The 11,619-nt window shown below is 24.1% G+C and carries 12 protein-coding genes, 2 tRNA genes and 1 other RNA gene; 1 reads left to right on the top strand and 14 read right to left on the bottom strand.

Annotated features, from left to right (window positions below):
• Positions 1–23: 23 nt before the first annotated feature.
• The 7 genes from SMPYRVIR_RS00270 to SMPYRVIR_RS00240 all read right to left on the bottom strand — a co-directional run bounded on the left by SMPYRVIR_RS00270 (position 24) and on the right by SMPYRVIR_RS00240 (position 7,017).
• A tRNA-Asn gene (locus tag SMPYRVIR_RS00270) sits at positions 24–98 on the bottom strand.
• Between the two features lie 33 nt (positions 99–131).
• On the bottom strand, positions 132–1,928 hold the full coding sequence (gene lepA / locus SMPYRVIR_RS00265) for a translation elongation factor 4 (RefSeq protein WP_246980432.1): 1,797 nt from the start codon (positions 1,926–1,928) through the stop codon (positions 132–134).
• Positions 1,925–3,016, bottom strand: a complete 1,092-nt coding sequence (locus SMPYRVIR_RS00260) for a DNA polymerase III delta subunit-related protein (protein WP_246980430.1) — start codon at positions 3,014–3,016, stop codon at positions 1,925–1,927. Before SMPYRVIR_RS00260 ends, lepA begins: the two co-directional genes overlap by 4 nt.
• A gap of 45 nt (positions 3,017–3,061) precedes the next feature.
• A complete protein-coding gene (glnS, locus tag SMPYRVIR_RS00255) occupies positions 3,062–4,681 on the bottom strand; it encodes a glutamine--tRNA ligase (protein ID WP_246980428.1) in 1,620 nt (539 codons plus the stop codon).
• Between the two features lie 3 nt (positions 4,682–4,684).
• Positions 4,685–6,532 carry a tRNA uridine-5-carboxymethylaminomethyl(34) synthesis enzyme MnmG gene (gene mnmG, locus SMPYRVIR_RS00250; RefSeq protein ID WP_246980426.1) on the bottom strand — a complete coding sequence of 616 codons (1,848 nt, stop codon included), beginning with the start codon at positions 6,530–6,532 and terminating at the stop codon, positions 4,685–4,687.
• On the bottom strand, positions 6,513–6,911 hold the full coding sequence (gene ybeY / locus SMPYRVIR_RS00245) for an rRNA maturation RNase YbeY (RefSeq protein WP_246980424.1): 399 nt from the start codon (positions 6,909–6,911) through the stop codon (positions 6,513–6,515). The genes mnmG and ybeY overlap by 20 nt, the downstream gene beginning before the upstream one ends.
• A 35-nt stretch (positions 6,912–6,946) precedes the next feature.
• A tRNA-Cys gene (locus SMPYRVIR_RS00240) sits at positions 6,947–7,017 on the bottom strand.
• 56 nt (positions 7,018–7,073) lie between these two features.
• On the opposite strand from SMPYRVIR_RS00240, the gene SMPYRVIR_RS00235 reads away from it, so the two are divergent.
• The gene (locus SMPYRVIR_RS00235; protein WP_246980422.1) at positions 7,074–7,883 is read left to right on the top strand and encodes a 50S ribosomal protein L25; all 810 of its coding nucleotides are present in this window, start codon (positions 7,074–7,076) and stop codon (positions 7,881–7,883) included.
• A gap of 207 nt (positions 7,884–8,090) precedes the next feature.
• On the opposite strand, the gene gltX is transcribed toward SMPYRVIR_RS00235, so the two are convergent.
• From gltX to rplU, 7 genes are all read right to left on the bottom strand, one after another.
• On the bottom strand, positions 8,091–9,596 hold the full coding sequence (gene gltX, locus SMPYRVIR_RS00230) for a glutamate--tRNA ligase (RefSeq protein WP_246980420.1): 1,506 nt from the start codon (positions 9,594–9,596) through the stop codon (positions 8,091–8,093).
• A complete protein-coding gene (rplI, locus tag SMPYRVIR_RS00225; protein WP_246980412.1) occupies positions 9,593–10,048 on the bottom strand; it encodes a 50S ribosomal protein L9 in 456 nt (151 codons plus the stop codon). The genes gltX and rplI overlap by 4 nt, the downstream gene beginning before the upstream one ends.
• A gap of 4 nt (positions 10,049–10,052) precedes the next feature.
• Positions 10,053–10,322: a 30S ribosomal protein S18 gene (gene rpsR, locus SMPYRVIR_RS00220; protein WP_246980411.1), complete on the bottom strand. Its 270-nt coding sequence runs from the start codon at positions 10,320–10,322 to the stop codon at positions 10,053–10,055.
• Positions 10,315–10,671, bottom strand: a complete 357-nt coding sequence (gene rpsF / locus SMPYRVIR_RS00215) for a 30S ribosomal protein S6 (RefSeq protein WP_246980410.1) — start codon at positions 10,669–10,671, stop codon at positions 10,315–10,317. Before rpsF ends, rpsR begins: the two co-directional genes overlap by 8 nt.
• Positions 10,672–10,709: 38 nt before the next feature.
• Positions 10,710–11,020, bottom strand: a transfer-messenger RNA (tmRNA) gene (ssrA, locus tag SMPYRVIR_RS00210).
• Between the two features lie 5 nt (positions 11,021–11,025).
• A complete protein-coding gene (gene rpmA / locus SMPYRVIR_RS00205) occupies positions 11,026–11,283 on the bottom strand; it encodes a 50S ribosomal protein L27 (RefSeq protein WP_246980409.1) in 258 nt (85 codons plus the stop codon).
• On the bottom strand, positions 11,273–11,605 hold the full coding sequence (rplU, locus tag SMPYRVIR_RS00200; RefSeq protein WP_246980408.1) for a 50S ribosomal protein L21: 333 nt from the start codon (positions 11,603–11,605) through the stop codon (positions 11,273–11,275). Before rplU ends, rpmA begins: the two co-directional genes overlap by 11 nt.
• Positions 11,606–11,619 lie beyond the last annotated feature (14 nt).

The following is an 11,619-nucleotide window of genomic DNA, read 5'->3' as shown; positions in this document are numbered from 1 at the left end:
TATTAATTATACCAGGTATTATACTCCTCAGGTTGGATTTGAACCAACGACACCCTGATTAACAGTCAGGTGCTCTAACCAAACTGAGCTACTGAGGAAATATTTAATTTAAATATTAAATATTAATTTTTTTAATTTACTTTTTTAAAAATAGAAATATAAGTAGATTTAGGTAAAGAAAGATTTCCAATTATTCTCAATTTTTTTTTTCCGATTTTTTGTTTTTCCAAAAGCTTGCGTTTTCTAGAAATATCTCCACCATAACACTTGGATATTACATCTTTTCGAAAAGGTTTTATATTAATTCTACAAACAACCTTTTTTTCTATTGTGGCTTGTATTGGAATTTCAAACTGCTTTTTCGGAATTAATTTAGATAAATTATTACATATTTTTTTAGCAAAAGTCAATGCTTTTTTTCTTTCTATTAGCATTGAAAAAGCATCAATTAATTTTCTATTTATTAGAATATTGATTTTTACTAAATCAGACTTTTTATAATTAATGGATTCATAATTAAAAGAAGCATATCCCTTAGAAATACTCTTAAGTTTATCATAAAAATCCATTATTATTTCAGAGAAAGGTAATTCAAAGAGTAATTCAATTTTATTTGCAGTTAAATATCTTTGAAAAAGTAATTTCCCTCTTCTATTGAGGACTAATTCTATAACAGGACCTATAAATTCAGATTTTGTAATTATATTAGTTATCACATAGGGTTCTTCAAAAAACAAAATGTTTTTCTTATCTGGTAATGTACTCGGTGAAGTAATAAATTTTACTTCGTGATTTTTTAAAGTAATTTTATATTTTACATTAGGTATAGTCAGTATAACTTTTAAATTATATTCTTTTTCTAATCTTTCTTTTATAATTTCCATGTGTAATGAACCTAAAAAACCACATCTAAATCCTAACCCAAATGTAGAAGTAGTTTCAGGTCTAAAGAATAATGAAGAATCGTTTAAATATAATTTTTCTAAAGAATTCTTTAAAGATTTATACTGATTTGGTTTACTTGGATATATTCCAGCATATACCCTTGGTTGTTTTTTTTTAAATACTTTAATTAACTTAAAATTTGGATTTACTGCATCCGTTAATGTATCTCCTATTTTAATTTCAGATGGATTTTTTATTCCAGGTATTAAATAACCAACATTTCCAGTTGAAAGTATATTTTTAGAAATATTGGTATTTTTAAATACTCCAATTTCATTAGCATAATAATTTTTATTGTTAGACAAAAATTTAATTTTCTGTCCTTTATATATCTTACCATTTATTATTCTAAAGTATATTTGTACCCCACGAAAAGAATTGTATACTGAATCGAATATTAAGGCTTGTAATGGTTCATTTTTATTACCATTAGGAGCAGGTATTTTATTAATTAAACTATATAGAACCTTTTTTATACCAGTCCCTTTTTTTGCACTAATACACAGGATATCTTTCCAATTACATTTTAATAAATTTATAATCTCTTTTTTTAGATTATCTATATTAATAGTAGGTAAATCAATTTTATTAATTATCGGTATAATGATTTTTTGTTTTCTTACTGCTAAAGAAATTTTAGAAATAGTTTGTGCTTGTATTCCTTTAGTCGCATCAACTAATAATAACACTCCTTCACAAGCTGAAATAGATCTTTCAACTTCATATGAAAAATCTACATGACCTGGTGTATCTATTAAGTTAAGAATATATTTTTTATTTTCAGTAGTGTATTCCATTTGAATTGGATGACTCTTAATTGTTATTCCTCTTTTTCTTTCTATTTCAAGGTTATCTAAATATTGATTTTTTTTTAAAATATTTTGTCTCGATATAGTATGAGTATACTCTAATAATCTATCTGCTAGTGTACTTTTTCCATGATCAATATGAGCGAGAATACAAAAATTTCTAATAAATCTCATAGTTTATTAAATAATATTTTATTAATATTAAAAGACAAATATAAAAAATTAAATAAGAAGAAATAATATCTGTCAATACCTTTAATTACATCACTTATTAAGTAATTTATTATACTGACTTTTTTAGTATTTATGTATATACAAAATTGTTTCCAATTAAAATTTTTATAATTAAAAAATGGATTTCTGTAATTTTTATCATATTTATATCGATGTGCAATTCTAAAAATCTCTAAAGAAAACAAAAGAAAACTTTTTTTTTTGTCCCTATTCCAGGAATTAATTTGGGAACTCCATATCAATAATGAATCTATTTTATTTTTTAAATTGAATAACATTCTCATCCAAAATATAAAATTAATATTTAAAAAATTAATATTTAAAGTATTTTTTTTATTTTTTAAAATTTTAAAGATAGTATTAAGATTACCTTCTGAAACAGAAACTATATTTTGAGCTCGTTTTTTAGATAAGTTAAACTTTAGAATTAAATATTTTTCAATACTTTTATTATAAATTAGTTGGAATTTTATTATAAGTAACCTAGATTTTAGAGTTGGTAAAATTAAGTTTTCATTTTCTCCAATAAATAAAAAAAAAACTTGCTTTGGTGGTGAATCTAAAACATTTAATAATTTATTCGCTGCATTAATATTTAAGTGTTCTAACATCCAAAATATTACAACCTTATGAGAAAGTTCATAAGATTTTAAATTTATCATTTTTAAAGCCTCTTCAAGTTGCTCTAAGGAAATTTTGCAATCTTTATTTTCATAATGTATTTTTTTTTTCCAATCTAAGAAACTACCATAAGGTTGATTAACTAAAAAATTATGCCATTTATTATAAAAATAATCTGTTAACTTACTACTTTTAGGTAAATTCGGTAAAGGAAAAAGAAAATATATATCTGGATGTGTTAAAATATCAATTTTTAAAAGCTTTTTTATAAATTTTATTCCTAATTTAAACTTTCCACAGCCTTCAGGGCCAAGAAGTAAAATACCCGTTGGTAATCTATTAAATTTACAAAGATTATATAATTCCCCTTTTATTTTTTCGTGTTCAATAAAAGATTCAATATTCATTTTCTTTAATTCTTTAGGAGATAAGCTATAGAAAATTATAAAAATCTAATATTTTTTTTGTAACGAAACGATTTGATTAAATATTAAATTTTTACTACTACTTTCTTTATCAAGACAAAAATAACCACTTCGTATAAATTGATATTTATTTTCAGGTTTAGCATTTTTTAAATAAGGTTCTGCATAAGCTTTTGCTTGGAGTTTGGAATTTTCATTAACATAATTACTAAAATTTTTTACTTTGTTAGGAAATTTAATGTTAAATAATTTTCCATATAAATTTATGTTAATAGGGAAAGAATATTTTTTAGATACCCAATGTAAAGTTGCCTTATTATTTGTTTTCTTTATATTATTGTATAATTTGCACAATATATATTTGATATTACCATTATTATTTTTTATTATAGATTTAGCTTTTATTATAAACGCAGATTTTAATCTTACTTTTTGACCAATCGATAACCGAAAAAAGTTATCTGTTTTAGTTTCTAAAAAGTCTTTGCTTTCTATATATATTTCTCTAGAAAATGGAATTTTACGATATATATCAGAATTAGGGTTGGTTTTTTCTATTAACCATTTAGTTTTAGTTTTATTAAAATTTTCTATTATTAAAGTGAGAGGATTAAATACGACCATTACCCTATCAGCAATTTGATTTAAATGTTTCTTTAGATGAAATTCTAATAAAGAAATATCAATATTATTTTCTCTTTTGGAAATTCCTATTTCTTTTATAAAGTTACAAATAGATTTAGGAGTAAAACCTCTTCTTCGAAGCCCAGAAATTGTTGGTAATCTTGGGTCATCCCAATTATCCACCATTTTGTTTTTAATTAAAATTTGTATTTTTTTTTTACTCATTATAGAATAATTTAAATTTAATCTAGAATACTCATATTGTTTTGGCAAAATTACATTATTTTTATTTTTAATTTGAAGAATAAACCAGTTATATAATGGATTATTATGTTTAAATTCTAACGTACATAAAGAATGTGAGATTTTTTCTAAATAATCATTTTGCCCATGTGCCCAATCGTAAGTTGGATATATTACCCACTTATTTTTAGTTTTGTAGTGCTTTTTCTTTAGTATTCTATACATAATAGGATCTCTAAGTTTTAGATTAGGGGAATTCATATCTATTTTAGCTCGTAATACACATTCACCTTCGTTAAAAAAACCATCTTTCATTTTTTTAAATAATTTTAGATTTTCCTTTTTTGACCTATTTCTAAAAGGACTTTTTATCCCAACTTCATAAGAAGTTTTTCTTTGTTCTTTAATTTCCTTTTTGTTTTGGCTATCTACATAAGCTTTGCCTTTTAAGATTAATTTCTTAGCTAGTTTATAAAGCTCAAAAAAATAATCTGATGCATAAGTTTCTTTAACCCATTTAAACCCTAGCCATTTTATATCTTTTTTAATTGCTTTAATGAATTTTGATTCTTCTTTAATAGGATTAGTATCATCAAAACGCAATATAAAAGGACCTTTATATTTTTCAGCAAGGTAAAAATTTAGATATATTGATTTCACATGCCCTAAGTGTAAATACCCATTAGGTTCTGGAGGAAATCTAAAGGATAAATTTTCTTTCGGAAACCCTTTTTTAATATCTTTATCAATAATTTTTTCTAAAAAATGTTTTTGATACATATCTCACGATCTTATATAGAATAATAAATTATTTAAATCTGAGTGAGAAATTCCACTAATTTTTAAAGCTTCCCCAAGATTTTGAGGTTTAAAATTAAATAATTTTTCCCTTGCTTCTATAGATAAAGATTTAATCTTATCATAATTAAAATTTTTAGGAATTATTAAATTTTCTAATTTTAAAATTCTTTTAACATTTTCTTCTTCTTTTTTTAAATAGACTTTATATTTGAGAAGAATATAAAGTTTATTTAAAATATTATTAGATATTTTATTCTCTTTTATAAAGTTTTTAATTAATGAAATTTTAATTAGATCTTTAATTGGAACTTTTGGTAAAGAGAAAAAATGACTAATTTTTATATATTTTTTTTTAAAAGAATTTGTTTTTATTTTTCTAGAATTAATTCGATTATTAAAAAATTTAATACAGAGATTAATTTTTTTGTTTTGATTTCTTAATTTATATATAATATTATTAGAAATTAATCCTAATTTATAAGCTATAGGCATTAATCTTTGATCGGCGTTATCTTGTCTTAATAAAATTCTATATTCTGCTAGTGAAGTAAACATTCTGTATGGTTCTTGAGTTCCTTTATTTATTAAATCATCTATTAAAACGCCAATATAGGCTTCATTTCTTTTTAAGATTAAAGGTTTTTTTTGATGAATTTTTAAATGAGCATTGATTCCAGCCATTAAACCTTGTGCTGCTGCTTCCTCATATCCAGTAGTCCCATTAATTTGCCCTGCAAAAAAAAGGTTTTCAACTATTTTAGTTTCTAAATTTTTTTTTAATTGAATTGGATTGAAATAATCATACTCGATTGCATATCCAGGTTTTAAAATTATTGCTTTTTCGAAACCAGGTATTTTTAATAAGGCTTTTTTTTGTATCTCGATTGGTAAAGATGTTGAGAATCCATTTATATACATTTCTATAGAATGGTTACCATCAGGTTCGACAAATATTTGATGCCTAGTTTGATTTGGAAATCTATATATTTTTTCTTCAATAGATGGACAATATCTTGGACCTTTGCTTTTAACATTTCCATTATACAATGGAGAAAGGTGAATATTATTTATAATTAAGTCATGAATTTTATCATGGGTATAAGTAATATAACATTTCTTTTGTTTAAAATATTTTTCTTTTTTCTTAAAAGAAAAATATTCAATTGGAAGATCTCCATTTTGAATTATCATTTTATTATAATTTAATGATCTAGCATCAACTCTTGGAGAGGTACCAGTTTTAAGACGGCCAGAACAAAAGCCAAGGTTTGTAAGCTTTTTAGTTAATCCTAAAACGGCTTTTTCTGATAATCGTCCACCGTATGTTTTTTTGTTTCCAATATGAATTCTACCATTCAAAAAGGTTCCAGCAGCTAAAATTACGGAATTTCCAAATATCTTTTTACCTACTAAAGATTTAACACCGATTATTTTATTATTACGAATTATCAAGTCAATTATAGTATCTTGAATAATAGATAAATTACTAATTGTTTTTAAAGCCGATTTCCAATTTCTTGTAAATTTTCTTCTATCACATTGTGCTCTTGGGCTCCACATTGCCGGACCTTTAGATTTGTTTAACATTCTAAATTGTATCATACTTCTGTCAGTTATAATTCCTGATAGGCCACCTAATGCATCTATTTCCTTTATTATTTGCCCTTTGGCTATACCACCAATGGCTGGATTACAAGACATTTTAGCTATGTTATCTATATCAGAAGTAATTAACAATGTTTTGGAGCCTAATTTTGCACATATAGCAGCTGCTTCGGCCCCAGCATGTCCTGCCCCTACTACAATTACATCAAATCTTTTTGAGGACATAATGAGGACATAAATAAAACTTTTCTTTTTCAGCAATTTGCTTATTATTATCTTCGTAACCAATTAAATGTAATACTCCATGTATCATTACTCTTTTTAATTCCTCATAAAATGTTTTTTTAAAGACAATAGAGTTAAATTTTATCATATCAATATTTATATAAATTTCTCCTACTTTTTTTTTGTTGCGATCCGTCTTTTTTAATGTAATAACATCAGTCAATTTTGTTTTTTTGAAAACAAAAAAATTTAGAGTAGAAATATATTTATTATTGCAAAAAATATAAATAATTTTTATAAAATTACTTTTTTCATATCGTAATATTTTTTCTATTTTTTTTTTAAATGAAAACTTATAGTAAAAAGAAAAATATATCATCTCTCCCGTTAAATAAAAGGTACTAAGCAAATAAAAGGTACTAAGCAGAATCGAACTGCTGTGAAAGATTTTGCAGACCTTTACCTAACCACTCGGCCACAGTACCAATAACAATAATATAATTTCTTTTCTTTTTTCTAGATAGTAAATATTGTAGTTTAAATGAAAAGAATCATTTTAAAAGTAGAAAAAAGAGTAATTGTAAATAAAAAACATATAAAAAGTTTAAGAGAATCTGGTTACACGCCTGGAATAGTGTATGGGAAGAATAAAAACATTAAATTTGTTTTGGATACTTATTTAGTAGAAAAAATAATTAAAAATAACACATTAAGCCAATTTATAGTATCTATAAACAATAAAATCAATATTACTACTATATTAAAAGAAATCCAATATAACCCAATTACAGAAAAAATCCTGCATTTAGATTTTTTGGAATTAAACCCTAGAAAGTATATTACTTATGAAGTGCCTATTAGACCAATAGGGAAAGCCAAAGGAGTTTATAAAGGTGGGGAATATATATCGAAAATCCGAAAATTAAAAATTAAGGCTTTACCTAAGAATATGGTAGATCATATAGAGATTAATATTGACAATTTAGATATAGGAGAAAATTATTATGTAAAAAATATACCTCCAAAAAAAATAGTAATATTACATGACTCTAATACAGTTATCTCTACAGTTAAACAGATTATTGAAACTCCTCAATCAAAGACTCATACTCAGTCTCAGACTCAGACGTCTCAGAAGACGTCTCAGACTCAGTCTCAGTCAAATACTCAGTCAAAGACTCAGACTCAGTCAAAGACTCAGTCAAAGTCAAAGACTCAGTCAAAGACTCAGTCAAAGACTCAGTCAAAGACTCAGTCAAAGACTCAGTCAAAGACTAAGTCAAAGACTAAGTCAAAGACTAAGACTAAGAAGTCAAATACTAAGAAGTCAAAGACTAAGAAGTCAAAGTAAAGTCAGTAAAAGAAAGAAAGACTAAGACTATTCATATGAATATGGACCTTTTCATATGAATATGGACCTATGGGAATAAATCCCTAAAGACCTTTAAAGCAATATATTTTGTTCCTAACAAATATAGAATACAGTACTTTTCCTCATTAAACCAGGTATTAAATTATTATTTAATATTGTTCCTGATTATGAGATTAAAAAAAGGCATTAATTTAATAAAAAGATTAGATTTAGTATTCTTTTCATCAGAACATTTGTTTTTAATATTTTAATTATAAAATAAAGGTCTAACCCGACTAATTTTCCAACTAAACTTACTCGTAAGATTTTAAATAAATAAGAGATCTTAATCTTTTTGTTAATAGCTAATTTATAAAAGAAAGTTTTTAGTAATTTTAAATTATTTTTATCATTATTTTTTAACCATTCTATTATTAGAAATAAAATGTTTTTATTTATATTTTTATTTAATAAAACTTTACTTATATAAGTTTGATTTAAACTTGGTGTTTTAAAGAAATAAATTGACTTTTCTATGATTTGATAGACAAAAGTACATTGAGATCTAATTCGTAAAATAATTTTTTGTAGCTTTTGATCATTATTAAAATAAATTTTTTTCTCTTTCAAACTTCTTTTAACTAACCGAGTCAAATCAGAAACCGATTTGCATTGTAGGTGTCTATGATTAATCCATTTCATTTTTTCTTTATCAAATCTAGCCGAAGTAAAATTAATATCTTTTAATGAAAAGGTAGATATTAATTCTTTTAATGAAAAAATTTCTTTCTTTCCACCTGGATTCCAACCAAAAAAGGCTAACATATTAAGCAAAGCCTCTGGTAAATATCCTAATTCACGATACCCAAGAATAGTCGTTAATTTTATAGGATCTTTCCATTTTAGTGGCAAGATAGTAAAATTGAATTGGTTCGAATTTCTTTTACTTAATTTCCCTTTTCCAAAAGAATTTAAGATCAAAGGCAGATGCAAAAAATTAGGCATTTTCCAATTAAAAAAATTATACAACAATTGTAGTATTGGAAAAGAAGAAATCCATTCTTCTCCTTTAATGACATGTGAAATTTTCATAAGATGATCATCAATTACATTGGCTAAATGATAGGTAACATTGCCATCAGATTTTACTAATACCTTATCATCTAGTGAATTGGAATTTATGTAAATATTTCCACGTAATATATCCTTAACTTTAATCGTTGTGGAGTCTGGGACTTTTAATCTTATTGTAGCCTTTTTTTTCTTTATTTTTACTTGCTTAAAATAAAACTCATTCAATGAATTTTTTAGTTTACTTCTAGTTAAAGAATTATATATAAATAATTTTCCTTTTTCTTTATACTCATTTCTTATTTGTTTTAAATCCTCTTTTGTTTCAAAAGCATAATAAGCATATTTATTTTTCAATAAATATTTTATATATTTTTTGTATATATGTTTTCTTTTAGATTGACGATAAGGCCCATATTTTCCGTTGTCTGGACCTTCATCAGGAATAAGCCCACACCATTTAAGAGAATTTAAAATATGTTTTTCAGATTTTTTAATAAATCTTTCTTTATCTGTATCCTCAAATCTTAGTATAAAAGATCCTTTATTCTTCTTTGCAAATAAATAATTAAATAATGCAGTTCTTAAATTTCCTATATGTAATGGGCCAGTAGGACTGGGAGCAAAACGAACTCTTATCATTTATTTTGTTTAGGAATAATTATTATATTAAACTGCTTAAATATTTTTTTACTAAATTTAACTTCAAATTTAAATTTACCGATTTTATTAATTCCTTTTTTTTTAAAATTGATTTGATCAATATTAATATTAATTTTTTTTTCTAAAAAAATCTTAAAAATATCTTTTTTCGATAAAGTCTTATACAAAAAACCCGATTTACTGGCTTTTTTATAAAAGACCCAATTTAATTTTTTAATTTTAATAATTTCTTTATTAAAGTTATTAAGAATTTTTTTTTCATTATTTATATTTTTATTTAAAATATTAAAATATTTTTTTTTAAGTGAATCAGTAAATAAAATTGCTAATTTTTGAGGAAATAACAAATTTTTAGCGTACCCTGGTTTAACATCAACTATATCATATTTAATTCCTAATTCTTTAACATCTTTAATTAAAAGAATTTTCATATATTTATTTAAAATTATCAGTAGTAAAAGGCAATAAACCAATATGTCGACATCTTTTTATAGCAATTTTAAGTCTTCTCTGTTTTTTAGCAGTAGTACCAGTTGCTCTGCGTGAGCAAATCTCTCCTCTTTCATTTAAAAATTTTTTTAAAAGGTAAAAGTTTTTATAATCTATAAAATTAATTTTTTTATTTTGGAAATAACATTTTTTCTTCTTATGTTTACTTTCTATATTTAATGGCGTTAAATATTTAAGTTCCGTTTTTTTATTCATCTAATTTATTATTTAAAGTTATATTAAATTTTGACTCTAAATAATTTAGAGCTTTCTTATTAATTTTAAGAATTAAAAAACGAATTATATTTTCATCTTGATTTAATTTTTTTTCTAAGTTTTTTACTGAGCTTTTTAGGATCTTCCAATAAAATATATGATATATGCCAAATCTCTTTTTATTTATAATATATGCTAATTTTTTTTTCCCCCAGTTAATTTGATAAATTATTCTTCCTTCTCTTCTTAAGAGGTTTTCATAGGAAGAAATAATTTGTTTTTTTTCTTCTTCTGAAACCGTCGGAGAAATCACTATTAAGGTTTCATAAAATGCTGATTTTAAATCCATCTTTATCTTTATGGGACATTTTATCTTTATGGGACATTTTATGGAGCTGACGGGAATCGAACCCGTGTCCAAACAAGTAATATAATAAGAGTTCTACATATTTAGCTTATAAAGTTAGCTTATAAAGTTAGCTTATAAAGTAGTAAGTTCTAATTTTAGTTATAAGCCCTAAAATTAGACACAACAAAATTAGAACAAAATTAAATTAGAACAAAATTTTTAAGCTGCAAGCTTAAGAGAGTAATTTTTGCCATTTAGTTTTTTGTAAGGAATTTTTTACGTGATTACATTACATTTCACGATATGCTATCTTATTATATTTACTTGATGTCAAAACCAAATCAGCCCCTTCAGTTATTTATCTAACGATAAAACTGATATAAATTTTTTTATTCCTTTTTTTTTAAAAAAAACCTTTCCATAAATATAAGAATGTATAGAATAATCTTTGCTCATGTAAACATTTTGTAGAGGTAAAAATTTCGAACCACGTTGTTTTACAATTATATTTCCTGGTTTAACTATGTGGCCACCATATTTTTTTACCCCTAAGCGTTTACTTCGAGAATCACGTCCATTTCTCGAACTTCCAACTCCTTTTTTATGAGCCATGTATTCTTTTTTTTACTATCGAAATAATTTTTATTTTAGTCATCTTTTGGCGATGACCTTTTTTCAGTTTATACCCTTTTCTTCTTTTTTTTTTAAAAACAATAATTTTTTTTTCTTTCCTATGACTAATTACTTCTGCTAAAATGTAAATATTCTTCAAATATGGTCTTCCTATTTTAACCTTGCCATTATTCATAAATAATATAATTTTTTGGAACAAAATTTGTTGGCCTATTTTTTCTAATTTTAAAAAAGGTATATATAAATCTTTCTCTTTTATGGCCACAAACTGGTTACCTAAAGCTTCAAAACAAGCTTTCATAAAGTTCAGTAAAA

The organism is Candidatus Karelsulcia muelleri (assembly GCF_022985615.1).
GTDB lineage: Bacteria > Bacteroidota > Bacteroidia > Flavobacteriales > Blattabacteriaceae > Karelsulcia > Karelsulcia muelleri_G.
This window is presented reverse-complemented; position numbering and strand designations above follow the sequence as displayed.